Here is a 25931-nt window from a genome sequence, read left to right on the forward strand (position 1 = left end):
GTCATACGCTTATATAGCGACACGAATGAGTAAAAATCAAACATTATTAGTAATGCATTCTCTCTCTTAAAATCAAGTATTTATATCTCTTTTTTAATCGGGTATCAAAAATATTCGTATTTTTTGAGTGTTTAAAAGCATTCATAATGCTAAGCGATTAAACTTTTAACAGCATTAGAAGCTGATAACTCTTCAAGAGGTAAAGGCTTTGCTAGGTAATAGCCTTGGACCAAATCAACGCCACAACTTTCTATAAATTCATACTCTTGTTGTGTTTCCACGCCTTCAGCAACGACTTTACAATTTGCGACATCTCCCAATTTAGCCACCAGTTTATAGATCTCTTTTCCCTTATTTGTGGTCGCATCTAACAACAAAGACCTGTCTATTTTTACTTTATTGAACGGATACTTAAGCAAGTGAGGAAATGACGCATATCCGGAGCCAAAATCATCCATTGTGATAGCAATATTTTTTTCCTGAAGCTCCGTCATGACCCGAGTTAAGAACACTTTGTCGCTTAATATCGCCTCCTCTGTGATCTCTATTTCTATCTTTGATGGGCAAATAGAGTAATGAGCTAACCGTGCTAACAGATGCTCGACAAAGTCTGCTTGTTCGATGGAAGCAACCGATACGTTAATAGCGACACGCCCACCAACAGGCAGATCCATTTTCTGCATATCAGTTAATACTAGTTCAATGACCAGCTTATCCAGTAATGGCATCGCCTCGAGTAACTGGAAATCTAAGATAAACTCTGGAGAGCATAGTGCTCCTTTGTCATCAACATAGCGAATTAGTGCTTCATAGTTGTACTGTTCTTTACTCTGAATTGACTGAACTTTTTGATAAAACATGACAAGCTTGCCCTGCCTTAAAATCTTCGCCATACGTTTCTGCGCCAATGACTTTGTAATGCTGTCATGGGTTGAGTTTCTCACGCTTCGCAGCACGTGCTTAAAAATCGAACCTTCCGCAGCGGCATAACGAGTATTTGGATCGACCGATATTAGGTGTTTACCAACATAAGCAAGATAAAAAGGTCGATAGATAAAAATACCGATAACGATGACAACGATTTGCAAGATCGCCCCATCTAACTGCTCTCCCATTGCAAAATAGCCGCTAAAAATGGGGGGGGTCATCCAGTTAACAATAGTGACTACAGGAGATACCACTCCTAATGCGATACTGGCGTATACGATAACGAAACTGACGAGCGGCACTAAAATAAACGGAATGATCAGTATTGGGTTAAATAATACCGGCAGACCAAATAACAAAACCTCATTAATATTAAACATCACCATAGGTATGGCGACTATAGCCAGCATTTTGTGATTGTATCTTCGACTAAAAATAAGCACACAGAGTAACAAGCTTATGCAGTTTCCTGAGCCGCCCATAGACAAAAATGCATCGTAGAACCCCTGACTAATAACATTTATCGAGGCCTCTCCAGCACGCCAAGCCTCAATATTAGCTAAGGTATCGGCATAGATCTGCTGCTTAATCGCAAACAGCATATTGTGTCCATTGATCCCCACCGCGCCCAAAAAACCAAGAAACGTTTGATATATCAAGCCGCCAGTGAAAGTAAGCGGGTCTAGTCCCGTCGATGCGACTATGGCCTCAAGATAACTACCTGTATGTGCCACAAGTTGTGACAGCACTAAGGCTAAAATTGAGAAACAAAAGATATGAACTATGTATTTCATTAATCTTGAAGCAAACTCAAACGAGTTGGGATCTAAAAGACGAATAGGGAAATACAGGTAATATAGATAAGTTATAACCGCACTCAGCAACGCCAATAAGGGGTTATTTGGCAATGTATAGCTGGTTGAGAGATCTAAATGCCCTATCGAAAGAATATAAAAAAGCACTAAGGCATAGATAATAAAAATCGCACTCGATGCATTAGTTTTTTGTGAAAGATAATAACTCGCAACAACACAGAAGGCTGTTGGGTAGAGATTAATTAAGATGTTGGAGATATAAAACAGTAGCTCTGAAGCATAATTTATCTCCATCACTCTGAATGCATGCCCTAAAAGCATGGCTAGCGAATTAGCAAGAGTTATCGGCAATAGCAATAAAGCAATTGCAGCAAGATCTGATAAATAAAGTTTAGATCGCTGGCTCCAATTTGAAACTCTGGCAGAGACATAGCGTAGCATCATGAGTAAAAGCCTTGGGCTCCAAAAAAAAGTTGCGTAAGATATTTCATTTGAAATGTATTGTCACGTTTAAATCTGCTGATACCGCAAAGTGAACAAACCACCTAAATAGCCGTTGTTTGTTTACCCATTAAAACCGAACTCCAACGCCTAATTTATAACGGGCTTCACCTTCGGCACTAAATACTGGGTAATCGCCTTTCAGCTCAGGCTTAACCTCAGCCGAGTCCGGTGCAACACCAAGTTGAACGCTGTCTGCTTCAAATAAATTGATGATCTCGAAAGTTATGGCGAGATGCTCAGTTATGCTGTAAGTGCTGCTAAAATCGACTGTGCCATAGGCTTGATGCTGACGATTACCATAATATCCAGGAAGCTCGCGGATCATATACTCACTGCGCCAGTTATAAGCTAAGCGCGCAGAGAACTCATCCATTTCATAGTAACCAACTAAGTTAACCGTATGTCTAGATGAATCGGAAAACACGCTGACTTGATCTGGATAATAATCAGCAGGAGCACTCGAGTCGGCATAGGTATAGTTTGCGGCATAACCTAAGCCATTTTCGAAACCGTTTTGTAGCTGTAATTCAACACCTTGTATCAGTCCCCCCGAACCATTTTTCTTAGTGGATACAGTCCAACTATCCTCACCCGAGTCAGGATCTATAATGCCGATGCTTTGATCTAGCAGTTGCTCGGAGGTAATGAACGAACTGATATCCTTAATAAAGTATGTTGCAGAAAGTAGCCCCTCTGGAGCGAAGTACCATTCAATGCCAAGATCCGCTTGCGCAGCCTTAAAGGGGTTTAGGCCGATATTGCCTCTATCAACCACCTCGTTACCTGGAACGCCATCGGCGTAACCTGATAGTGCAGAGGCCGCAAACATATCGTCATAGTTAGGGCGAGAAATTACCTTAGATGCTGAAGCGCGAATAATCACATCCTCAGATACGTCATAGGCGATATTGAAACTGGGTAATAAATCACTATAACTTGAACTAGATCTACTCAAATCATCGGCGTAAGTCCCATCTGAGTTGAGCTGGTAATAGTCAGAATCGACATCGGTGGAAATATAACGCAGCCCGACATTCCCCCTAATGCGGTCCACCGAGAAGCTAGCCATCAAATACAGAGCCAAGTTTTCTTCATTAATCGTACCGTAACCTGACTTGTACACCTGCCCGTCACTACTGAAGTGCGTTACCGCCGCTTTAGCATCATTTAGCATGGCGTCTAAAATGGGTTTTGGCAGGGTAAATCCCCCTCCAGATGAAACCGTACCTGAGTAATAGTGCGAGGCATTTTTAGCAACAACCTCTGGATTAACAATCCCCTCGAAAGACTCCTGCTTTACATCATGGTTTGCCCAGCTGATCCCAGTTTTTATCGCGGTGATAGCACCTATATCAACAGGCACTGTGATATCAAATTTAACGTAGGTTTCTTCATCGGAATTAGGCTGTTTTCGCAGCGACCAAGCTTCTGGTGCGAGCGCACCGTTAAAGTCCTCCGCCCCAAATACCTTATTAGCGATATCGATGCTTATCACCTCACCCGTGGCATCGTAAGTCCCTGCAAAGTCGCTCGGCTGCCCAAGCCAGAATCCATAGTTAGCCGTAGTATTGGTTCCGCCGTCAGATTTTGTATTACCCACTAGGCCTTCTAAGGTGTAGTTGTCGGTTTCATATTTAAAATCTAAATCTAGGGTATTTGAATCCATGCTGGCTTCGCGTATCCAAGTTTGTCCCCAACCAGGGCTTGAATCGCTAGCATCACGACGATAGAAAATACAGGTTCCAGCATCATTCCACTGTTCACAGGCAGCCTCTTTATCGTCTGGAAACATAAGAAATAGCGAAGTATTCGCGTTGTTTGCCTGCATATCGAGACGCATGATGTTTAAGCCAAGCTCTAAGCTATCAGTTGGGCGATACTGCAGGGCTGCATTAACCGCCGAGCGTTCACGTTGCTGCTCGAACGTTGTCGGAACAATCTCACCCCAGCCTATGTTGGATTCGATGGCATTACGCTGATATCGAGTACTCGCATCGGCAAAAGCAAGCAATACGCCAATACTTTCTTGAGTATTTTTCCAGCTGTATAGCCCTGAAAACTCAGGATCGATCTCTTCAGAAATAGTACCGTAGTCTTGCTTGTGGCTAAAAAACAGTGAGTTGGCATCCAGATCGAAAGGTTTGCGGGTATTAATAATGACGGTTCCGCCGACCCCGCCTTCCGCGATATCGGCTTGTGAGGATTTATAAACCTCAATATCCCCCACCATCTCAGGCGGAAGTAACGAATAGTTAAAGCTACGATCGGTTGTTTGCTGATCGAACCAACCCGTCGATGCCACTGTGTGCCCATTTAGTAAGGTGCTTGTCAGCTGATTTGATGCACCTCGAATAGCAACCTGCTGGCCTTGACCAAATTGACGGTTAACGGCAATCCCCGAAATGCGACCGAGAGATTCCCCCACATCGCTATCAGGAAATTTACCAATATCCTCAGCCGTAACGGCATCCACGACCGCATCTGAAAATCTTTTTGTATTGATAGAAGCCGTCATTGAAGCCCGAATACCACGAACTTCAATTCTTTCCATCGATTGCTCGGTGATAAGGTTATTTTGCTCCGAGGTTATCTCTGCAGAAGCAGGCACTGCGAAACTCAATAACAAAGCAAGTTTGCTCGCTAGAAAACAGGTTTTAAAATCAGGCAGTCTTATTCCACTTATCTTCAATATGGAACTTGTCTTAATATCTATCATCTACTTGTGATGCCACATATGGTTTAGCTTTGGCGCTCAGTTTTGCGCCCCCCTGGAGAGACGACCAAGTTGGCTGCGAAATTAAACGAGTCATTGTGTTTGTTGCTGGCTTACAAGCTACTTTTGAAAAGTGGCATTGGAAGTTAGTTTTGTGTCTATCTTTAGCGTTAGGTACCACAGATATGAAGAGAAGAGGGAGTCCCCAATAGCTCGTTGAATGGGTAAAGTTTCACCGTTGCACGCTGCGGCGGATTTTAAGTCAGCACCAATCAATCTGACAAGCGTAATTTGTTATGCTGAAGACTAATTTCACCTGAAGTATTAAAATTTGAACCTATTCAGTAACAATTAAAGCGACTGAGTCGATAAGCACTATTTTGTGCACACCTTCAAACTTTCGCCCTTATATTTTGTCACTAAAAGATAACCCACTTATTATGGAAATAACCCAGTAAGTTACTAAGGTATCTCATGGCATTTGAACAACTGCTCAGCGGCAAACTTCTCAGAGAGTTTCAGACAATTTCAGCGATGGTGAAGATCTACTGTAAGGCTCACCATAAAGAGTCTGACTCTCACCCTTGCGAAGAGTGTAAAAGCTTTATCGAATATGCTCATACTCGACTAGACAGATGCCCCTACGGTCAGGAAAAGCCAACCTGTAATAAATGCCCTGTGCATTGCTACAAACCCCATATGAAAGCCAAGGCTCGAGAAATAATGATCTTTGCTGGCCCAAGAATGCTATTACCTCACCCAATAATGGCTATTCGTCATCTACTATCTGAACGTCATCCCGCTCCTGGTAAGCCACCCGAGGCAAGTTCTAATCGCCACCAGCGCATGAAAGCTTCCATAAAGAATTAATCTGTCTCGTCCAAGCTCAAAGTCGGCCTTGGACGGGATAAATATCCCGCTAGATAAAAATCAGCTTCTATAACGCTGATCAGTTCAACTCCAGATCTGTAACTTGCTTGTGTATTTGAAATTCACTACTAGACTTTTGAAAAGTAAAAGGACTTATTCAAAGCTGGACGTCTAATTTCGCTAAGTAACGAATACGGCATGGAGGCTGAAAATTTGATCAAAGAAATCCTACTCGTCGAAGACAATAAGGTCATGCAGCTGCTGATGACTAAAATGCTATCTTCACGGGGCTACCGAGTCATTACTGCCTTTAATGGTATCGATGCTCTTGCTCAACTCGATAAGCACCCCTCTATCCAGCTAGTTCTCAGTGATTGGATGATGCCCGGCTTAAACGGTATCGAGCTTTGTTATCGCTTAAAATCTCCCGAATATGGTCGCTATATATTTTTCGTTTTACTCTCAGGCCGTGATGACAAAGAATCTATAGTCGAAGGGATTAATGCCGGAGCCGATGACTTTGTCGCCAAAGATACCAATATTAACGAACTCGATGCTCGCCTAAAGGCGGGGCTCAGAAATCTAGAACTACACAACCAGCTTATAACCAAAAATACTGAACTCGACCGCGCCTATGCCACCATTAAGGAAGATCTAGAGTCAGCCAACTTATTGATCCACCGTATGCTCCCTAGCCAAACGTCTTTCCATGGCGTTGAGCTACACTACACTCATATTCCTAGCGCCCAGATAGGGGGCGATATGCTAGGTTGTATGCAGCTAGATGAAGATCATATCGCCATCTACCTGTTTGATGTGTCAGGGCACGGGGTCACATCGGCATTAATGTCTTTCGCCATCCAACAAAGTATCAGCTCCAACTCCGCCAGCAACTCCAATGTAAAGCGTAGAAAAGACACCGATCCCTTTTATAGCCTCAGGGATCCAAGTGAAGTATTAGCTAGACTCAACCGGAGTTATATCAACCAAGATAGTAATGACCTCTATTTCACTATGGTTTATGCAGTGCTTAATACTAAAAGCGGGCTATTAAACTATGCCTTCGCGGGGCACCCGCCGATGATCTGGCTACAAAAACAGCTACGACAATGTCACTTCATTCAACAGGAGAGCTATGTGGCAGGCATGTTCGACTTCGCCGATTACCAAACTGAACAGGTACAACTCAATAGTGGCGACCGCATATATCTCTACTCTGACGGCATCACTGAAGCCGAATCCAGCGACAGCCAGCAATATTCTGAACAAGGTTTAAAGCGACTGGTTCAAGAGTTAACCGAGCAGCCTGTAAACAAACAAACCGATACCATAGTGGAAGTACTCAAGAGCTGGTCTGGCACGACACAATTTGATGATGACATCAGCTTATTAGTATTTGAATGGAATGGAACTTAACCGAGGAAGCAGTATGCAATTCGACATTATAGAGAAAGGCCAATACACAGTGATCCAAGTAAAAGAGGCGAGGTTTGACGCTAAGCTAGCTCCCTCTTTTCGTGAAGAACTCGAAAAAATACAAGGTAATATCCGCGAACATTTGGTTCTGGATTTCGGTGACGTTCGCTTTATGGATAGCAGTGGGCTAGGAGCCGTGATGGGCGCCTACAAGATGCTGCCCAACACCAAGATTAGTATCGTGAATCCACAAAAGCCCATCTTAGACCTACTCAAGCTGACTCGAATAGATAAGCTGATATTAAGTCACCCTACGATAGAAGATGCTCTAGCTCCCACCACTTAAAAGGACTATGTGATGAAAGGAATGATACTCGCCACAGGGAAAGGCACGCCCATTAAACCTATCTCCTATGCAATACCAAAACCTATGGTAGCCATTTTAGGCAAAACCATGATGGGCCACTATGGCTATACCCAGCTTATAGCGGACTGCCAGTACGTGCATATTCTAAAAAATCGTAATGTATCGCGCCCCCTAAGCAGCATTGCTAGTATGGATAAGATCTATATGTCGACACCTATCCCCCACGATACTTTGACACCATTAGAGCAAGCAAAATAGGGAGAAGTGACGTGAATACGAGGAAGTTTCATAAACAATACTCTAGCTGTTTGCAGGCATCTCGCACTGTGGCCTCCGATATTCTTCCTTTTTGGCAATCGCTAGGCTTAGATGTTACGGTTATCGGACAGATGGAGCTATGCCTAGTCGAAATCGTCAACAACGTCTTTGAGCATGCCTACTCAAACCTTGAAGGCGCCAAGTTTGAGATCACCTCTTATCTAAATAACACAAGAGAATTGATTATTGAGGTCTCAGACTACGGCGATTCGATGCCGCTCAGTATCCTTAAAGATCTCCCTAAGATGGACTTTATTGAACCATTGTCGACCGAGCCCAATACTTGGTTACAAAGCCGCAGAGGACTGAAAATCATTCAGCAGCTTTCTGACAAGATAGAGTACAACTCAAACGAGAATCGAAACACCTTCAAACTGCAGCGACAAACAAGGTAAAGTGACACTTGCCCCACGAACAGAAAAAGACACCCTAGGCAGCAAGCGAGTGCTCACTTTAAATGGCTAGATTAATAATCAAAGGAGAGCTTAATGATTAAAATAGATGAATTAACGGCGCTCTGTGACGGCGACGATTCAGTGCTAAATATGCTACTCAACCTCTATATCGAGGAGTATGGCCAGAGTGACAGCATTATTAAGCAAAGATATAACACAGAGGATATCGATGGCTTATTTCAGATCACTCATGAGTTGAAAGGTATGTTCAGTAATCTCTGTGCTCAAGACGCGGTAAGCTTGGCACAAATTGTCGAGTCTAGTTCGCAAACAGGCTGCATTCCCGATGAGACAGCAATTAATAATCTTTGTGATGAAATCCGCAATATTAACCAACAGATCCAAGCGCTATTACAATAATCGCCTTGCTAACCCGTTATTCCCCCCATGTGATCAAAATACAAAGTTTACGGCAAGGGTAACTAAATCTACGTCAGGGCTTTCAGCGTAAACCTGCGGTGATGTGACAAACTGAGCCCGGTTACCCTCCTCTTGAGAGAAGATCATCTGGTACTCTAGATTGAATGAAATGCTCGAAGTCGCATCATATCTAACCCCTGCCGTCACGGCCTTAGATTTGCGTAGCTGATGACTTTCGCCGTAGGTTAAATAAGGAGATAAGTCATCAAAGGCATAGATCGCCGAGGCATACCAGTTGGTTTGTAATCTGTCGAACTCCACCTCCGCCATCCATAGCCAAGACTCATAACTGTACTCGGCCCCCAGAGTATAAATATCCAGTTTTTCCTGCTCAATCGAAGGTTGCTGCCTATATTTGGCCTGCATAAAGCCGCTATGGATTCGATAGTTAAACCCGACTAAGTCTACATAGATCCCCACCATATATTCGGTATCAAATGTCAGTAAACTCTCTCCCAACTCCACCTTATTCACCCTATCAAAACCGTAATAGGGCGACACGGTTAACAGGAGTTCATCGGAAATATCATAATCCCAAGAAACAGACAGACCATCATAAAATGTAAAACCTAAAATGCTGTCATACACCTCCTGAGGAGGTCGGCTCCAAGGATAGGCTTGGCCAACATAATAGTATTCGGAGACGAGAAACAAGGGCAAACGCAAGCGACCCGCTCTCACCTCAAAATCATCAAACTCATATGAAAGATAGGCCCACTCAAGCTCAGGATCGCTCCACTCATCTTGGGTACGCTTAACCACCTGCCCTGACGCACTTAAGCTATCAAGTAGATCTACATCCAGCTGCAAACCAAATATAGTGTCACAGTCATAACAGGTATCATCGGTGATCTCCCGACTAATAAACAGCGGAGTACGATTATCTGTCTTACTGATAGCGGTCGAACCAAATCCACTGAGAGAAATGTTATCAGTAAGCTCAATACTCGCCTGTGCGATAGGTAGAAATATAATTAAAGATAATGCGATAAAGCATGTTCGGCGACATAACATGACTACTCTCCCTGAGGCACGGTTATCAAGATATTGACTTCTTCAGGCACTGATTCGATAGGCGCATAAGCGATGCCGTTAGGGTTATCATTAAGCCATTTTAAAATCTGTTTAATGTCATCACTGTCAAGCTCATCAGGCGGGGAGCCTCTTCCCGAAAATGCAAGCCCCGCCCAATAGCCGTTCATCTGCGAAACAGATTTGCCGAGTAGCATCTTATAAAATTCTTCTCTATGAATGGATGTTTCAGGAAGGTCTACTAGGACAATTTTCAAGCTGCCCGATATTTTCTTACTCTTACCACGATAAAGCATTCTCGCCTTGCTCTTACTCAAAGGGGGTAAGTCATCATTAAGGCTAAAAATAGCAAACTCAACATCGTCGTTTTCATCATCGATGACTTCTACAGCTTGGAGGGATAAAGAGATACAGCAAAGCAGTAACGCTATTAAGAGCTGAAAATAGATAGGCCTAACTCGCACGTTTAATCCCTTAAACATTAAAACCCTCAATCCTAGATAGTTTTATACTATGCTGAATATAGTCAAGGCTAAGTTAAACTACAAGAACGGCGATAACTTGTTCAATTCATGGAGTAGAAATGAGCATATTCAATCATGCTTCAATAAAAATACGGATGTTAGCCTTGGTGCTATTACCGCTCATTTTTGCCTCTTTTTTATCGGCATTAGAGGTTAAAAAACAAAGAGAGAATGTTCAGGCTTTAAATACCCTAAACAGTAAAGTCAGCTTTCTCGAGTCTCTATCCCAACTAAACAAGCTTACCAATCAAGCAAGGGAGCAGTTATTCAAACACAACACTAAGGTGACGCTCGCTCCCTTAGCCTCTTCGCTCAGCAGAATATCGCAGCAACTACCTCAAACATTCACCGCCAACAACAGAATAGAGATGGAGTCTTGGGTAACTAACACCAATAACGCCTTAAAAGAATTGGCAGAAGTGAATGCTGATGAGCTCGCAGACTGGTCGACTTGGTTTAATGAGCTACAGGTTCAAGCAATAAACAGCCTAGAGAAAGACAGCTCTGGATTCAACTATGATATAAATCAACAGCTTGAAATATTATACCAACTGCAATGGCTGTCTTTATGGTCGACAGAAGAGAAATGGTTAATCAATCTATTACTGCAAGACCGCGATGATAGTGAACTGCTGAGCCAGTTAAACTCCATCACAGAGCGCCAACAACTTTACGTGGAGCGCTTTATAGATATTAACGCCAAACCTGAACAGGTCTCGCTCTTACTCAGTACTTTTTCAGATAAAGCATTCGAGCAGAGTTATCAATTAAGAAGTCATATTTTAAATAAGCAAACTTTAGCCAACACTCCCAATATCAGTTTGGCAGCCTTCAACCAGCGACTCGATTTAATCCAATATGTTGTGAGTAGTTTTTCCACTAAACTCAGCAGCAACATTCATGGCGAGATCGCCCAGTCAAAAAATCTAATTTGGCTATTTTGCGTAGCCCTGGTTGTCTCTCTAGTCATCATCGCCATCATAGGTGCCAACCTATACCGACGCATAATCAACTACCTAAGCCATGTGATTAGCACCATGTCACACATCGAAGAGACTCACGACTATTCCTACAAAGTTAGCGAAGAGGGTAACGATGAGTTAAGCCTATTTTCTAAAACGCTCAACAAGCTCATCAATGAGCGTAGTCAGAATGAACTCAAAATATTACAAGCGAAACAGGAAGCTGAAAAAGCCAATCAGGCGAAGAGTTCCTTTTTGGCTAATATGTCTCATGAGATCCGCACCCCGCTTAACGGCATTATTGGCATGTCCGATATTATGACGGGCACAAAGCTAACGCCAACTCAGAGTGAGTACCTGCAAACCATCGAGACCTCTTCCCAAACGTTACTCATTCTGATCAATGACATACTCGATCTATCTAAGATTGAGTCAGGTAACCTCTCTATCGCTAATACCGACGCCGACATTACCGAGTTAGTTTACGATACCTTAACCATAGTAGTGGCAAAGATCGCCGAGAAAAACCTGACATTAGAAGTCGAGATAGATAACGATACCCCATACCTTATCTCTCTCGATGAACACCGTATGAAGCAGGTACTGGTCAACTTACTCTCTAACGCGGTGAAATTTACCCATAAAGGAGGGGTTAAGGTGGTCATATCCTGTTGCAATGCTGCAGGCTATTGCGACCTACTCATTAGTGTGCACGATAGCGGTATCGGTATTGTAAAAGAGAAACAGCAACATATATTCTCTCCATTCACTCAAGAAGATAACACAACAACTAGAGAGTTTGGCGGCACAGGGCTTGGCCTTGCGATTTGTAAGCAACTCATCACATTAATGGGTGGAGAGATCAGCTTAATCTCAGACAAAGGAAAAGGTTCCTGCTTCTCCATTAAACTCAGAACTGCAATTATCACTCAGGAAAAACCTGTATCAAGCCAGTTCGAAGGTTTAACTGCTGCGCTTATTTCTAGTAACTCAGAGCTCAGTGAGCGACTTGATAGAGAATGTCAGCAACAAGGCTTTAATCTCAACTTTCACTATCGTTCCTGCTTCGATCTGTTACAGGAAAATCAAACATTTGATCTGCTGTTTATTGACAGTTTGTCTTCGACCAGAGACAGCATTGTGGCCTTGCCAGGGCTGCTAAGGCAGAGGGATATTTCTACAATTGCCCTCAATACGCCAACTGAGAAGCGAGATTTAGATAATATCGATGCGACAGTAACCCTCCCCTTACTAGGCAACCGCTTTAAAAATGCAGTCCACAATGGGCTAGAGAATCGAAAATTACGACAGAAACAAGACTCAAACAGTGTCAACAATCATCACAAGCTCACAGAAGAGCCTGAAACAATGAAGGTTGTGGTACTGATAGTCGAAGACAACTTAGTAAACCAAAAAGTGGCATCATTACTTGTTAAACAGGCGGGTTTCGATTGTATTATCGCCAATAACGGCCAAGAGGCGTTAGATTTCATCAGTTCAGGGGAGGCTTTTCACGCCATTTTAATGGACTGCATGATGCCCGTTATGGACGGCTTTACTGCAACGGAAAAAATTCGAGAATGGGAGAGGCTACATTCCCAGCCTAGACTGCCTATCATAGCGCTAACCGCCAGCGTGCTCGATCAAGATATTGAAAGGTGCTATCAATCAGGCATGGATGACTACCTTGCAAAACCGTTCAAAAAAGAAGCCTTGCTGCACAAACTTAGATCCGTCTCCAAGCTTGCCAGTTAAGCTTGTCGCCATCGATGTCGATGTCGATGTCACCGCCTCCGCCAGCAAGCCCTTCGCTACTGCTGACGTTAAACAATTATTCTTTTTCACTTATAACCTGAGTGTCAGAAGGTATGACGATTAGTTGGCATGTTCAAAAATTCAACACTTGCATCCAAAGCAACATTAGGTTGAAATGAGTTTGGCATGAATGAATTTAGTGAGTTTTTCTCTCAAGGCTATTGGTGGTTCTCATTGCTTGGCGGTATTCACTGTCTAGGCCTAGGCTTGTATATCCGTTATATCTACCATGAAAAAAATGGCACTAATAAGCTTCTTGGAGACATCTTCAGCCTTATGGCGCTGTATTTTTTTACCGGTCTACTGACCAGTGACAATGCACCCGCCCCCATATACCTGCTATTTATATTAATCATCCCAGTCTACTTCCTGGTAATGCCGCTGCTCTATCTTTATTGCGATCGCAGCTTGCATGAGAGCGAACGGCCAATCGGCTTTTCACGTCACTTTTATCCAGCACTTACCATAGCAATTCTTGTGATTCTAACCACAGGGTACCGAGTACTATTCGCCAACCATTGGCCTGATATCGGTTGGCCACAAGCCGCAGGGATCACTAATCTCAGCTTGTTAGCCATGCTGTTACCAGCCCTGCTCTTTATCCAAACAGGGATCTATTTTTACTACATCATCAAGATGCTTAGCCGCTACCCCAGCAGAACATCACGACTGCACCAAGACAGTCTTAAAGACATCAAATTCCGCTGGCTACTGGTGTTAACGCTAGCCCTAATGAGCAATTGGCTTATCAGGGCTGTGCTCATCATTCTGCCCTTTTACTTGGGTGATCAGGCCATAATTATCAATCAGGCGGCCACTAAACTGACCTTGCTACTAACCGTTTATCTACTCGCTATCTACGGACTCAAACAGATCACCCGAGCCGCCTTTCTGCGCGGAAAACTCGCCCAGCAATTACCACAAAGAAAGCCGATGCAAGCCAGTCAGCAGTTATTGAGCTCTGAAGAACTCGCCTACCTGCAGCAGTTGATGAAAGAAGATGAACGAGAAAATAGCCAGAAAGAGTAAACGCCGCAATCCTTACTAATGGTACGGCGCAATAAAGCCACATAGCTTATGCCTTACAGCCCTGTAAAAAGATTTTGATCGCTTGCGACGAATACTGCTTAATCTCTTCTTCAGAGGGTACCCCCAACCCTAAGACCACATCTTGATAATAATCACCACGTAAGAGGCCTATCAATTGGCTGCTTGCTTGAGCGGGGTTTTCAATATTCAACTTTCCCTGAGTGGCCTGAACTTGTAGGTAATCACTCAAGAGTTGATAAAAACGATGGGGACCACGCGATAAGAAAAAGTCCACCAGCTCTTTGTCCCGACGAGACTCAGTCACAATAATCCGATAAATGTCGATAATTTGCTTAGAACATAAAGCTTTTAAGTACTCGTAACCAAACTGATTAAGTTGCTCGGTCAAATCCGCTTCGGCATAAAACTGAAAGACACTCCCCACCTGTTCGGTACAGCGAGTCACTACTTGGATCAAAATCCCACGCTTACAGCCAAAATAACTATAAAGGGTCTGTTTCGAGCCGCCGCACACCTCGATGATTTGATCTAAACTGGTTTCGGCATAACCCTGCTCAAAAAAAAGCTGAGTCGCGACATCGATAATTTTTTGTTGTTTCTTTAGCGTAGATGGACGCATTCAAGTACCTCTCCTGTATGGGCCTAATTAGAACAGGTCTGTATTATTCATGCAATTTAAGCCAAGGAAGCAATCATCATCCTTAGCGCTTATTTGCGATCCCAAAGGATCTTTTTCTAGCCTTGATTAAAATTTAACTTGATCTAGTTATAGCAAATAACTTATCGTACCGTCCAGTACAGTACGATAAGTTGTAAAGATATCATGAACTCCAAAATCAAAGCCGCCATTATCACCCTTGCATTGATTGCCACTGTTGGCATGACAGCTAATACTTTTATCAGTAATGGTGATACCGAAAAAACCAATAATGCCTATGTTCATGGCGAGATCACCCAGATCAGCGCCGAAGCATCGGGTCGCATCACTAAGATCTTCGTTACCGATAACCAGATGGTTGAAGCGGGAGAGCTGCTAGCTGTCATCGATCCTCGAGACTATACCGCCCGCCGAGATCAGGCTAAAGCCACATTAGCCATGACCACAGCCTCACTCGATAGCAATAAAAGTCGCACCGCTTTGCAACACGTCAATATTGATGAAACAGCAGCCCATTTAGAGGTCGCCAAGGCGACTCATGACTTCGAGCAGAAGGAACTCGTTCGATATGCCAAATTAGTCAAAACCGATGCGGTCAGCAAAACCCAGCATGATGCGCAAGCAAACAAAACCCGTATTGCCAGTGCCAACCTTGAAGCGGCTAAGTTTAAGCTATCGGCAGCCAAGCAACAGCTTATTAACCTAGAGAGTGAACGCACCCAAATACTTGCCCAACAACAGCAAGCACAAGCCAGCTTATCGTTAGCCGAGCTCGCGCTACAAGACACCCAGATCTTAGCCCCAATCTCTGGTCGTGTTGGCAACCGTGCGCTACAACTTGGTAAGTTCGTCAACGCTGGCTCTGGCGTATTGGCCATAGTGCCAACCGATGAGTTATGGATAGAAGCCAACTTTAAAGAAACCCAGCTAACAAACATTCAGCCAGGGCAAGCCGTTGACGTCGTGCTGGATATGTTCCCAGACTCACCACTTAAAGGTACTGTAAGTAGCACCTCACCATCAACAGGTGCACAGTTCAGCCTACTGCCGCCAGACAATGCTACCGGTAACTTCGTTAAGGTGGTGCAACGGGTACCAGTAAAGATCAAATTAACTATCCCACAAGCACTAAAAGGTCGAGTGGTTCCGGGCTTGTCTGCAGAAGTTAGCGTCAACACCGATAGCATAAAAAGTTAATAGTCACTCACCATTAGTGCCTGCATTAAACCATTCATTTACCCAGAGCAGATGTTATGAACCACCGCCTAGAGCTCATCCTTCTCGTCACACTAGCCATGATCCCGTTTGGCATCACCTCGGCTATCTACAATGCTGCCGCTAGCGAAATTGCTGGCGGACTAAGCTTGTCCGCCGATGACGCCTCTTGGCTCAATATTGCCTATATATTGGCGCAATTACTGACCCTTCCTTTGGCCTCATGGTTAAGTTACCGCATTGGCGCCAAATCACTTCTCACCTTAGGTGCAGGACTTGGCTTTATCGCAAGCTTATTGCTGGGCTTTAGCGCTAGTGTCGCTGGGCATTTTGTGGCTTGGGCGGTTACAGGTATTGCAGCAAGCAGTATGTTAGTAGCGGTACAGGTTCTGGTACTACGCAACCTGTCGCTAAAAGATATCACCATTGCTGAAGGCGCCATGATGCTGATGACCACCCTGTTACCTATGGGGGTCTATCCTTGGCTTATTGCCGAGCTGGCCGAAAATGGCTTGTGGCAGCTTATCTTCGCGGCGCAAGCGAGCCTGTACCTGCTCATTTTAGCTTGGTTATGGTTACGCCCTCTCGACTATACCGACACTAGACAGCAGCTAAGATTTAATCTATTGCAAGCGATAATCATGAGCGCAGCCATTACTGGCATCACCCTAGTTTTAATGCGCGGCCAATACTATAACTGGTTTGATAATTCAGGTTTTACCCAGTTTACTCTGGCCGCTGCAGCATTAATGCTGTTATGCGTATCTGTTACTGCCAAGCAACTGGGCAAGGGTGAATATATTCGTAGCGATGTACTTAGCCCCTTAAAAAATAAGGTTTCGATGTATAATGCGGCCCTTGCAGGCTTTGCCGTACTTGGCACTTCTATGCTCATCAGCGTCTATCTTGGCAGCGTGTTGCATTACAGCCATAGCGAGCAAGCTTGGTTACAGCTACCCGCGTTTGCCAGCATGTTCGTTGGCTTATTGATCAGTATTTGGATCTGTAATCACCCAAGGCTCAAGCCCGATGCCGTGGTCCCCATTGGTGTGCTGATGATCTTACTATCGAGCGTTTCACTATCAACCAGCAGCGTAAGCAGTGGTGCAAGCGATATGTTGCCAGCGATAATCCTGCGCGGACTAGGCGTTGGCCTGCTGAATGTCACTGTATCTATCTCGATTTTATCTAGCTTTAAAAAAGAACATATTCCTCAAGGTGTAAGTTACTTCTACCTGTTTAGAACCTTAGGAGGCCTAATGGGCATGGCACTATTTTCGCGAATGATGAGCGTTGAGTCCAGTAGCACAATGAGTATATTAGGTGAGAACTTCAATCAAATGAGCAGCAGCTTTATCCATTACCAAACCGCCATGACACAAGTGCTAAACCAAGGCATGTTACAGGCCACACCCGAGCGAGTGGCGAGTTTACTTTCAAGCCAACTACAACTACAAACGGCAGCCGTTGCTGGGGGCAATAATTTCCAATGGTTTATCCTCTCGCTGTTTGTGCTTGCTCCTGTGCTGATTATAGGAAAAAAGCTAGCTGCAAAGTCAGCTGAAGATCCAGCCCAAAACTAATAAATGTCTGCTTTTGACTGACCGCAAACAAACATAATTGATTGAATATTTTTCATAGCCAACTGCATAAAAGTTGCGCTAGTGTATTAGCCCTTATTTCAAGAAAACATCAAACAATAACAATAAATAACTTATTGAAGGTTAGGGATTAATACATGAAACAAGCACACAAGCTATCTTTACTTGCTGCCGCGCTGTTCGGCAGCAGCTTCTCCGCCATGGCTGCAGATAGAACTCACGACATCACCATAGATGACTTCTTCGATATCGGTAACATGGGCGCGGTAACACTCAGCCCTAATGGCAAACACGCTGTCTGGCTTGAATCTCGCTGGGATAAGGAGCTGGATAAGAGCCAGCGTGACCTGTGGCTAATCGAAATAAAATCTCAGCAGTCAAAACGCATGACCTTCACCAACGAGAGTGAGTCTAGCCCACAGTGGAGCCCCGATGGTGAGTACGTCTATTACCTTGGTAAAGTCAAACAGGAAGGGGCAAAAGCCCCTTTCAACGGCAAGACTCAGGTCTTTCGCCTATCGGTTAATAACGGCGATAGCCAGCCAATGACCAAGGAAGCCGAAGGCGTGGCAGGATTTGAGCTTAGCCACGATGGTAAGAGCCTGTACTTTTTAGCCACCAAAACCACAACCGATGAAGATCAATGGGCATCGATGCGAGCCAGCCACAGCGCGCCTAAATATGGTCATGGAGAGCAAAAAACCAATCCGCTATATCAACTCGATCTCGAACATTTTAAGCAAAAGCTACTCCTCGATGATGACAAAGTGGTTTGGGAGTTTAAAGTCAGCCAAGATGGCAGCAAGATCGCCCGCATCACCACAACAGACAATGAGCTGGTATTCTTAGAAGGTTGGTCAGACGTTGAGGTCTTCGATACCAAAACCCAACAAAATAGTGTACTCGCGGATACCCAGTGGCGTGATCATGCTCCCTCGCCTTATGGCTGGCTGCTCGGACTGGCGTGGCAAGAAAATAACACTGAGTTAGCCTTTAGAATCGACTATGACGGCCATCCTGGCCAGCTGTTTATCGCCGATGTAAATGCCTCAGATAAGCCTTCATTAGAGGTGACTCGTCCCGGCGATGTCACCCTCACATCAAGCGATCTGACTTGGCGGCCAAACAGTGATGAGATCTGTTATCGCGGCGCCGATCATGGCCGCGTCAAACTCTTCTGTACTGAGATCGATGGTGGTGAGCAGGGTGATACCCGCATCGTGATCCCAGGCGACATGGTTATCGGCAGCTATAGCTTTAGCCAGAACGGCCAGTCCGTTGCTTTTAGCCACAACGGTTTAGATCACTTCTCCGATATGTTTACCGCCGATGCCAACAGTAGCCTTGCCAAGGCTAAGCGACTAACCAATATCAACCCACAAGTCGATAGCTGGAAGTTACCACAAGTCTCCATCGTCAAGTGGACAGCACCAGATGGCTCAGTGGTCGAGGGCATACTGGATCTACCGGCGGGCTATAAAAAGGAAGACGGGCCACTCCCCTTAATCGTGCAAATTCATGGCGGCCCGACTGCAGCAACGCCTTACGCGCTGCAACACAGATCATACGGCCGCTCAACCTTTACCGCCAACGGTTGGGCGCTGCTCTCGCCTAACTATCGCGGCTCTACAGGCTATGGCGATAAGTTCTTAACTGACTTGGTTGGCCGAGAGCATGATATCGAAGTCAAAGATATCATGGCCGGTGTCGATCAGCTGATAGCGGACGGCATCATCGATGGCGACAAGATGGCTGTTATGGGTTGGAGTAATGGTGGCTACCTGACCAATGCGCTCATTAGCACCAATAATCGTTTCAAAGCAGCAAGCTCTGGCGCAGGCGTGTTCGATCAACGCCTGCAGTGGATCCTCGAAGATACCCCAGGCCATGTGGTTAACTTTATGGAAGGCCTGCCTTGGGAAAAGCCTGAAGCCTATAACCACGGTTCTTCGCTGACTTATGCAGATAAGATCAAGACCCCGACCTTGATCCATATCGGTGAAGGCGACCAACGTGTACCACTTGGTCATGCTCAGGGTTTATATCGTGCGCTGCACCACTACCTCAATGTTCCTGTGGAGTTGGTGGTCTATCCTGGTGAAGGCCACGGTCTGAGCAAATACCAACATCGTAAAGCTAAGATGGAGTGGGATCAGAAATGGTTCAATCACTATGTATTAGGCCAAGAAGTTAAATAAGCCATCTGTTTAGAGTCGCAGCAAACCTATAAAAGCGCCTATCGGCGCTTTTATTTTACCTTTTACATAGATAACCCCGGTTACAATTCTGGCATTCACTTTCTGTTCAGTAAGGGTATGCTAAGGTTTAGCTAGTTTTTTACAGGGGAAGAATCGAATGACAGGTTTTATCAAACGAATCAGTGCCACTTTCTGCATACTCACCAGCATGATGTTTGCACCACAAGCGTTAGCCGAGGACGGTTACGCTCAGGCCAAGAGCACTTTCCAGCAAGCGAGCGAAACGCAAAAATTCTTCAATAACGCATACGGCTATGCGCTTTTCCCAACCGTGGGTAAAGGTGGTATCGGTATAGGTGCAGCCTACGGTAAGGGGCGAGTCTATCGTGGTGGTAACTATACTGGTGACACCAGCTTAACCCAGGTCTCCTTTGGGTTTCAGCTCGGTGGCCAAGCCTATAGCGAGATAATCTTCTTCAAAGATGAGGCTGCATACAGAGACTTTACCAGTGGCAGCTTCGAGTTCGGCGCTCAAGCCTCCGCAGTCGCCATCAATATTGGCGCTAATGCCCAAGCTGGTACAACGGGGAACTCTGCAGGTGCGGGTAAAGGCGCAGCTAAAGCAGCTTATATCAATGGTATGGCGGTATTTACCGTAGCCAAGGGCGGCTTGATGTTTGAAGCGGCACTTGCAGGGCAATCGTTTACTTTTGAAGAGAAGTAAGGAACAAGAAGGTTCTAGGCTTGGGTATTAGAGGTTCTAGGCTATAGGTTCTAGGCTTGAGTATTAGAGGTTCTAGGTTCTAGGTTCTAGGTTCTAGGTTCTAGGTTCTAGGTTCTAGGTTCTAGCAATTAAAAACTAGAACCTAGACACATCAAAGCTGAGCCCGCTATTTATGACCCCAAGGTACAGGTGGCAAATCGACAGGCTTAGTCAGATCGAAATCCACTCTAAAATCGCGGTTTTCTCGGGTTAAGCGATAGGTAAACTCCTGTGGTTTAACATACATATGCCACACATTCGTCACCGACACATCTAAGCCATTTTCTCTAAAATTATTAATCGAGTAAGCATCCACTGGGAAGGATTGCTCAGTCGCGCTGCCCATATCCGCAGTCATGCCGCCGTACATGGTCACCTTATCTTCACTACCGTCTTTATGACGATGATCGTGAGCAAGGTGCAAACCATAAGGGGTCTTAGTGATCACCCAAGTGCGGGAGTGGTCATCCCCCACATGAAAGGGAACTTTCAGCTCGGTATCACTACATTCACGTACATGCATGACGAGCTTCTTACCGCTAAAGGCTGAATCGGCACTATTACCTGCAGTCACTGTACCTTCAAATGCCTTACCACAATGGGCTGCTAGATTATCAAAAAATGCACTCTGCTCAGAGGTGACAGCCATAGCCGGTAGTGCAAAGCTTGTCACTGCTAACAGTGCGATTTGTGAGTATTTTATTGTTTTCATTATTATCTCCAATGATGGGGAATTTACCCTACCATAAACAGATAAATTTTAGCTGAAGTGATTTGAGATTTAACCGAGTAGAAAAGTCCCCTCAGCGAAAACAATGCCGAGGGGAAAGATTGCAGGATGATACGAATTGAGTGTGATCAAGGCGATGATCCTGCAAACGCCACACAGGAGCTACCGCCAGCGCTGACAAACACAGAAAAATCTACTGAGCTTGCCAGAGACACCTAACGGTAATACCTCAACAGCCCCACTATCGCCTCTCAATGTGGCTGCTGTAAGTTTTGGATATATCTTCGCCTCCTTCATAGCGCGTCTCTATAAAAGGAGGCATTGTAAATACGGATTACGCCTCTCTACACGGATAGGGATCCTATAACGGCAGTTAGCGTTTCTCTGCTAATAGCCAGTCATCATTCAGCATACTCACGGTTTGCTTACGCTTTCTCCACGCGGATAGGGATCCCGTGACGGCAGTTAGCGTTTCTCTGCCAATAGCCAGTCATCATTCAGCATATTCGCGGTTTGCTTACGCTTTCTCCACGCGGATAGGGATCCCATGACGGCAGTTAGCGTTTCTCTGCCAATAGCCAGTCATCATTCAGCATACTCGCGGTTTGCTTACTCTTTTTTCACGCGGATAGGGATCCCGTGACGGCAGTTAGCGTTTCTCTGCCAATAGCCAGTCATCATTCAGCATACTCGCGGTTTGCTTACGCTTTTTCTACACGAATTGGGATCCCGTGACGACAATTTGCCCCCGTCCAGTAATCGTTTAACATGCTCGCAGTTTGCTTACGGGTAGGATCTGAAGGGATCATTTGATTGATCGCCACTCCCCCCGCTCGCTCTTTGAGAGCCGCTAACTTCTCGCCATTGATGATCCTGTCGTCACCGCCAAAGCCTTGTGAGTGACCAAATCCGTGGGATACACATACTGCGCCCGGTGCAACACCAAAGTCTGTTTGCAATAGACCAGTAGCGGGTTTTCCATTCGCTGTGATGAGTTTGACCCTATCACCATCTGTTAACCCCTGCTGTTTGGCTGTATCTTCATGCATGTAAACAAAGTTAGTTGGACTGATCTCAGCAATACGTTTATAGGCCACCGCATAATTTGAGCGCACCGTTGCCTTATAGCTAGAAAATAGCAATGGGTACTCGGACGCAGGCCAATGACTCTCCCAACTATCGCCATTCCAGAATCTATGTTCGTGATAGGTAATGTTTCCCGGATAGTGTTCACCTGAATACGCATGACGCAACTGCGCTACCGCCTCATGATATAGCTGCAGACACTTAGGCGCTGCGCCTTTAACAAAGTCTCCTTCATAACGCTCATCGGCAACATAGTAGCCACCACGGGATAATAGTGCTTCAACCTCGCGAGCTTCCGTCGCAGTCAATCTTGGCGTAAGCGGCTTCATGGCATAATCCAATCCAGCCCACTGTCTGTCTTCTGCTGTCACTATCGGCAGGTTTTCACACTGAGATGCCACGTTTGCTAGGTATTTTGCGTGCCAATCTTCGAAGCAAAGCAGATCCGCTTTGCTACCATCAGCATGGGCAATCGCGCCCTTACCAAATCCAGGGAGCTGCATATCCAGCGCAATATCAACGAGTAACTGCTCCATACAAACATGCTGACCCGCGGCATTCTTCACGGTTCTTGGAGTAACAAGTGGGGCAGCAGCCACCACCCCTAGCATATGTGAGCCCCACATACGATCGGCAGCATACTCTTCAAGCATTGAGCGATCAGGAATGAAATAGTCGGCGTAGCGGTTTGTCTCATTCATATGACAATCGATACCGATAATCAAAGGCAAACGCTTAGGATCGGCAATACTAGCAACCACCTCTTGGCTAATCGATGCAGCGCTGTAAAGGAAGTTATTGCGCCAATTGAACAGCACCTTAGCTTGGTAGGGATCGTTATTAGCGTGACTCGTCCATTGCTCTGCCGCATTCATTGCCGGTAACACCTCATGCCAAGGTGTACTCGCCGGGTAGGGGTTTTCGCCTTTAGCGACCTTCTGCTTATATTCCGTTGATGACTCATAGGCGCCATCTCGGCAGGCATTCACCACACCATCTAGGCTGACACCATTATCGATATTCGCCAGATCGTAACGGCCTTCCATGCCGCCAATTGGGCCATTACCGTAAATAGCGCCACCTTTAGCATCGTGACTGCCCACCAAGGTATTCAGGGTTGCCCAGATCCAGCCCATCACAAAACCATCCGATGAGTTAGTACCACCATTGCCTGCCACACAGGCTTTACGACCATATTGACCTAAATCTTTAGCCACTTGACGCATCGCATCAACACTAATCCCCGACTTAGCCGCGTACTCTTGCATGCTGGTGCGCTGCGCTTCTTCTCGTAATAGATAAAGCGACGACGCTAACTTCACCCTACGACCCGACTTATCTTTTATGGTCTTACTGATAAATAACTCAGCCTTGTCGCCAGACTCTGCCGCCACCAAGGTATCACTTCCAGCTTTAACAATAATGGCTTCATCACCACCTAAGCCAAAGTCTTTCGCCTTAGCGAAACGGCGGTAATCAGGGTGTTTAGGATCGACAACCACCAAGTGGCCAGCATTGGTATAATTAAGCTCGCCCGCAGCTTTGGCCGCTTTCTCACTCGCGCCTTCAAGATGAACCTTGTTAAACCAGCCCTCCTCCAGCATGGTGCGGATAACCCCAAAGGCGAATGCCGCATCTTGCCCAGGTTTTACCGCTAACCAAGTCGCATTGGTATCGGCAGCCACTGTCGTGCGAAGTAACGGATCGACACATACATATTTAAACTCTCTATCAACCCGACTATCGGCCAATCCACGGCCAACACGGTTAAGGCTGACACCTGAAGAACCCGGGCTCGTTCCCATAAATAGGCCATATTCGACATTTTCCCAGTCAACATCGTTGAGCCACTCTTCAAAGCCTGCTGCCATGCCTAAGCTATAGCCTGTCGCCTGCGCCGCACCGCAATAGGCATGCTTAGTACCTAAGTTGCTTGTCCCCCATGATTGCTGCATAAAGCGCGCATAGAAACTGCCGCGCAGGGTATCTTCGGCGCAATAGGTTGCAAACAGGTGGTTAGCGGCGCTACCAAATTCAGGAAAGCCAGGCTTAACTAGCTTATCGAGCTGGCGCAGACTACGCAGCCCTTCAACATGGCCTTCACCAAACAGATCACCGCCTTGTAAAATCTCTTGCAGTGCCTGTTCATAACTAATCGTTACCCAGCGGCCTTCGCCACGCTTGCCGTCACGTTTAAGTACCTGAGTGACTCGGCGCTCATCATCGACTGAATCGGCGCAACTGGCACCTTTGGCGCAAGTCGTTGCACGATTTTTAAGGCCGTTCTCACCCGCTAATGCGATATAACTCTGCTTCACACAGGTGTCGATTGGCAGTGGTGAACCAGAGTTATTTTCACAATATGGATTGCCGCCCACTTTTAATACTTTGTCATTCTTCTCATCCACCCTTACTCGCAAGCCACAGATGTTGTAGCAACTAAAACAGCGTGAATAAGCGGTGCGCACACCCGGTGTTAGCTGCCAATCACCATTAGCATCTTGCTGGCATTCCGCTGGGATCGGGTGGCCAAAGCAGCTTACATCTTGGCTGCGTGCAGGGTGTATTGGCTGCGTTTTTTCACCACAGCCCACTGTGGCAGCCGCAACTGAGACAACGCCCGCTTGGGTTAAAAATTTACGTCTATCCATTATTAGCTCCTAGCGTTGCCATTCGAGGAAATTAAGTGACAAGATCTGTTTATCTTTCGGCTGTTCCGGTAAGCCGATATAGAAGATATTTGGCTTAGTGCCAGCGTCGGCCAACATGGCGTACACCTTATTGTCGCGTACCAATTGAGAAACCTTGCTAGCAGGATCATTAAGATCACCAAAGTTGCGGGCTTCACCAATGCAAGTCTCAACACAAGCGGGCAATAAGCCTGCTGATACGCGGTGAATACAGAAGTTACATTTCTCTGGTGGTGAATTAAGGGTTTCATCTTTACGTCTGGCTCCGTAAGGACAGGCATCGACACAAAGCTGACAATGAATACACTCATCATGATTAATCACCACAATGCCATCTTCCTTACGCTTATAGGTCGCCTCAACGGGACAAACATACACACAAGCAGGGTTATCACACTGGTTACACTGGTTTGGTACTGCCAATGTGGCTAAGCCCGTTTCGGTTTCAATCGCAGCCTGATTGACTCGGGTACGACAACGCCCCGCATCAGTTTGGTTTTCCATCGCACAGGAAACGGTACAAGATAGACAGCCTGTGCAACGGCGAACATCAAACACCATCGCCAACCGTTTACCTGGAGTTTTAGCTTGAAGTTGAGCACTGGGGATCAATGTTAACATTGCACCACCAGCAGCCATTTTTAAAATGGATCGTCTATCCAACATAATTATTCCTTATTATGAATACAGCAAATATTACTGGCATCACGTACAAAAACCTTATATTTAAAATACACTCAAAAATATAAAGTTATAAACAAAGGCGTAATTTAAAAAACGAATATCAACGAAAGATCACAAT

At 45.4% G+C, this 25931-nt stretch carries 20 protein-coding genes; 12 read left to right on the forward strand and 8 right to left on the reverse strand.

The genetic code is table 11. From position 1 onward, the window contains the following. Positions 1–149: 149 nt before the first annotated feature. The gene (locus L1D44_RS11140) at positions 150–2186 is read right to left on the reverse strand and encodes an EAL domain-containing protein (protein WP_239890628.1); all 2037 of its coding nucleotides are present in this window, start codon (positions 2184–2186) and stop codon (positions 150–152) included. A gap of 127 nt (positions 2187–2313) precedes the next feature. Further along, positions 2314–4962: a TonB-dependent receptor gene (locus L1D44_RS11145; RefSeq protein ID WP_239890630.1), complete on the reverse strand. Its 2649-nt coding sequence runs from the start codon at positions 4960–4962 to the stop codon at positions 2314–2316. A gap of 471 nt (positions 4963–5433) precedes the next feature. On the opposite strand from L1D44_RS11145, the gene L1D44_RS11150 reads away from it, so the two are divergent. From L1D44_RS11150 to L1D44_RS11175, 6 genes are all read left to right on the forward strand, one after another. Beyond that, a complete protein-coding gene (locus L1D44_RS11150) occupies positions 5434–5829 on the forward strand; it encodes a nitrous oxide-stimulated promoter family protein (protein WP_239890632.1) in 396 nt (131 codons plus the stop codon). A 213-nt stretch (positions 5830–6042) separates the two neighbouring features. After that, positions 6043–7245, forward strand: coding sequence for a fused response regulator/phosphatase (locus L1D44_RS11155; protein WP_239890634.1), 1203 nt, complete (start codon positions 6043–6045; stop codon positions 7243–7245). 13 nt (positions 7246–7258) lie between these two features. Further along, positions 7259–7591: an STAS domain-containing protein gene (locus L1D44_RS11160; RefSeq protein WP_239890636.1), complete on the forward strand. Its 333-nt coding sequence runs from the start codon at positions 7259–7261 to the stop codon at positions 7589–7591. Positions 7592–7603: 12 nt separating this feature from the next. Continuing rightward, complete coding sequence (locus tag L1D44_RS11165) at positions 7604–7870, forward strand: sugar phosphate nucleotidyltransferase (protein ID WP_239890638.1); 267 nt, start codon at positions 7604–7606, stop codon at positions 7868–7870. An 11-nt stretch (positions 7871–7881) separates the two neighbouring features. Beyond that, on the forward strand, positions 7882–8325 hold the full coding sequence (locus L1D44_RS11170) for an ATP-binding protein (protein ID WP_239890639.1): 444 nt from the start codon (positions 7882–7884) through the stop codon (positions 8323–8325). 93 nt (positions 8326–8418) lie between these two features. After that, on the forward strand, positions 8419–8745 hold the full coding sequence (locus L1D44_RS11175; RefSeq protein WP_239890641.1) for an Hpt domain-containing protein: 327 nt from the start codon (positions 8419–8421) through the stop codon (positions 8743–8745). Positions 8746–8778: 33 nt separating this feature from the next. Here the strand turns inward: L1D44_RS11175 and L1D44_RS11180 are convergent, their stop codons facing one another. Both L1D44_RS11180 and L1D44_RS11185 read right to left on the reverse strand, forming a co-directional pair. Then, on the reverse strand, positions 8779–9819 hold the full coding sequence (locus L1D44_RS11180; RefSeq protein ID WP_239890643.1) for a porin: 1041 nt from the start codon (positions 9817–9819) through the stop codon (positions 8779–8781). A 2-nt stretch (positions 9820–9821) separates the two neighbouring features. Further along, complete coding sequence (locus L1D44_RS11185; protein WP_239890645.1) at positions 9822–10319, reverse strand: hypothetical protein; 498 nt, start codon at positions 10317–10319, stop codon at positions 9822–9824. 101 nt (positions 10320–10420) lie between these two features. Between L1D44_RS11185 and L1D44_RS11190 the strand changes: the two genes are divergently transcribed. Beyond that, the gene (locus tag L1D44_RS11190) at positions 10421–13078 is read left to right on the forward strand and encodes an ATP-binding protein (protein ID WP_239890647.1); all 2658 of its coding nucleotides are present in this window, start codon (positions 10421–10423) and stop codon (positions 13076–13078) included. A 186-nt stretch (positions 13079–13264) separates the two neighbouring features. Next, a complete protein-coding gene (locus L1D44_RS11195; protein WP_239890649.1) occupies positions 13265–14167 on the forward strand; it encodes a hypothetical protein in 903 nt (300 codons plus the stop codon). A gap of 46 nt (positions 14168–14213) precedes the next feature. Here the strand turns inward: L1D44_RS11195 and L1D44_RS11200 are convergent, their stop codons facing one another. Further along, the gene (locus tag L1D44_RS11200) at positions 14214–14807 is read right to left on the reverse strand and encodes a TetR/AcrR family transcriptional regulator (RefSeq protein WP_239890651.1); all 594 of its coding nucleotides are present in this window, start codon (positions 14805–14807) and stop codon (positions 14214–14216) included. A gap of 204 nt (positions 14808–15011) precedes the next feature. On the opposite strand from L1D44_RS11200, the gene L1D44_RS11205 reads away from it, so the two are divergent. The 4 genes from L1D44_RS11205 to L1D44_RS11220 all read left to right on the forward strand — a co-directional run bounded on the left by L1D44_RS11205 (position 15012) and on the right by L1D44_RS11220 (position 20584). Continuing rightward, a complete protein-coding gene (locus L1D44_RS11205) occupies positions 15012–16043 on the forward strand; it encodes an HlyD family secretion protein (RefSeq protein WP_239890653.1) in 1032 nt (343 codons plus the stop codon). Positions 16044–16099: 56 nt separating this feature from the next. After that, positions 16100–17644 carry an MFS transporter gene (locus L1D44_RS11210; RefSeq protein ID WP_239890655.1) on the forward strand — a complete coding sequence of 515 codons (1545 nt, stop codon included), beginning with the start codon at positions 16100–16102 and terminating at the stop codon, positions 17642–17644. A gap of 155 nt (positions 17645–17799) precedes the next feature. Then, positions 17800–19860, forward strand: a complete 2061-nt coding sequence (locus L1D44_RS11215; RefSeq protein ID WP_239890657.1) for a S9 family peptidase — start codon at positions 17800–17802, stop codon at positions 19858–19860. Positions 19861–20017: 157 nt separating this feature from the next. After that, positions 20018–20584, forward strand: coding sequence for a lipid-binding SYLF domain-containing protein (locus L1D44_RS11220; RefSeq protein ID WP_239890659.1), 567 nt, complete (start codon positions 20018–20020; stop codon positions 20582–20584). Between the two features lie 166 nt (positions 20585–20750). On the opposite strand, the gene L1D44_RS11225 is transcribed toward L1D44_RS11220, so the two are convergent. From L1D44_RS11225 to L1D44_RS11235, 3 genes are all read right to left on the reverse strand, one after another. Beyond that, positions 20751–21335 (reverse strand): hypothetical protein, encoded by a 585-nt coding sequence (locus L1D44_RS11225; protein ID WP_220768246.1) that lies wholly within the window; start codon positions 21333–21335, stop codon positions 20751–20753. Between the two features lie 719 nt (positions 21336–22054). Then, entirely contained in the window at positions 22055–25090 is a 3036-nt protein-coding gene (locus tag L1D44_RS11230; RefSeq protein WP_239890661.1) for a molybdopterin-dependent oxidoreductase, read from the reverse strand. A gap of 9 nt (positions 25091–25099) precedes the next feature. Beyond that, positions 25100–25795 carry a 4Fe-4S dicluster domain-containing protein gene (locus tag L1D44_RS11235; RefSeq protein ID WP_239890663.1) on the reverse strand — a complete coding sequence of 232 codons (696 nt, stop codon included), beginning with the start codon at positions 25793–25795 and terminating at the stop codon, positions 25100–25102. Positions 25796–25931: the final 136 nt, after the last annotated feature.

It is taken from the genome of Shewanella sp. Isolate13 (genome assembly GCF_022398325.1).
Lineage (GTDB): Bacteria > Pseudomonadota > Gammaproteobacteria > Enterobacterales > Shewanellaceae > Shewanella.

Excerpts from the sequence above, each read along its gene's own strand:
- L1D44_RS11140 (WP_239890628.1), bottom strand. The coding sequence starts at position 2,186 with ATGATGCTACGCTATGTCTCTGCCAGAGTTTCAAATTGGAGCCAGCGA.
- L1D44_RS11145 (WP_239890630.1), bottom strand. The coding sequence starts at position 4,962 with ATGATAGATATTAAGACAAGTTCCATATTGAAGATAAGTGGAATAAGA.
- L1D44_RS11150 (WP_239890632.1), top strand. The coding sequence starts at position 5,434 with ATGGCATTTGAACAACTGCTCAGCGGCAAACTTCTCAGAGAGTTTCAG.
- L1D44_RS11160 (WP_239890636.1), top strand. The coding sequence starts at position 7,259 with ATGCAATTCGACATTATAGAGAAAGGCCAATACACAGTGATCCAAGTA.
- L1D44_RS11165 (WP_239890638.1), top strand. The coding sequence starts at position 7,604 with ATGAAAGGAATGATACTCGCCACAGGGAAAGGCACGCCCATTAAACCT.
- L1D44_RS11175 (WP_239890641.1), top strand. The coding sequence starts at position 8,419 with ATGATTAAAATAGATGAATTAACGGCGCTCTGTGACGGCGACGATTCA.
- L1D44_RS11180 (WP_239890643.1), bottom strand. The coding sequence starts at position 9,819 with ATGTTATGTCGCCGAACATGCTTTATCGCATTATCTTTAATTATATTT.
- L1D44_RS11185 (WP_239890645.1), bottom strand. The coding sequence starts at position 10,319 with ATGTTTAAGGGATTAAACGTGCGAGTTAGGCCTATCTATTTTCAGCTC.
- L1D44_RS11190 (WP_239890647.1), top strand. The coding sequence starts at position 10,421 with ATGAGCATATTCAATCATGCTTCAATAAAAATACGGATGTTAGCCTTG.
- L1D44_RS11195 (WP_239890649.1), top strand. The coding sequence starts at position 13,265 with ATGAATGAATTTAGTGAGTTTTTCTCTCAAGGCTATTGGTGGTTCTCA.
- L1D44_RS11200 (WP_239890651.1), bottom strand. The coding sequence starts at position 14,807 with ATGCGTCCATCTACGCTAAAGAAACAACAAAAAATTATCGATGTCGCG.
- L1D44_RS11205 (WP_239890653.1), top strand. The coding sequence starts at position 15,012 with ATGAACTCCAAAATCAAAGCCGCCATTATCACCCTTGCATTGATTGCC.
- L1D44_RS11210 (WP_239890655.1), top strand. The coding sequence starts at position 16,100 with ATGAACCACCGCCTAGAGCTCATCCTTCTCGTCACACTAGCCATGATC.
- L1D44_RS11215 (WP_239890657.1), top strand. The coding sequence starts at position 17,800 with ATGAAACAAGCACACAAGCTATCTTTACTTGCTGCCGCGCTGTTCGGC.
- L1D44_RS11220 (WP_239890659.1), top strand. The coding sequence starts at position 20,018 with ATGACAGGTTTTATCAAACGAATCAGTGCCACTTTCTGCATACTCACC.
- L1D44_RS11225 (WP_220768246.1), bottom strand. The coding sequence starts at position 21,335 with ATGAAAACAATAAAATACTCACAAATCGCACTGTTAGCAGTGACAAGC.
- L1D44_RS11230 (WP_239890661.1), bottom strand. The coding sequence starts at position 25,090 with ATGGATAGACGTAAATTTTTAACCCAAGCGGGCGTTGTCTCAGTTGCG.
- L1D44_RS11235 (WP_239890663.1), bottom strand. The coding sequence starts at position 25,795 with ATGTTGGATAGACGATCCATTTTAAAAATGGCTGCTGGTGGTGCAATG.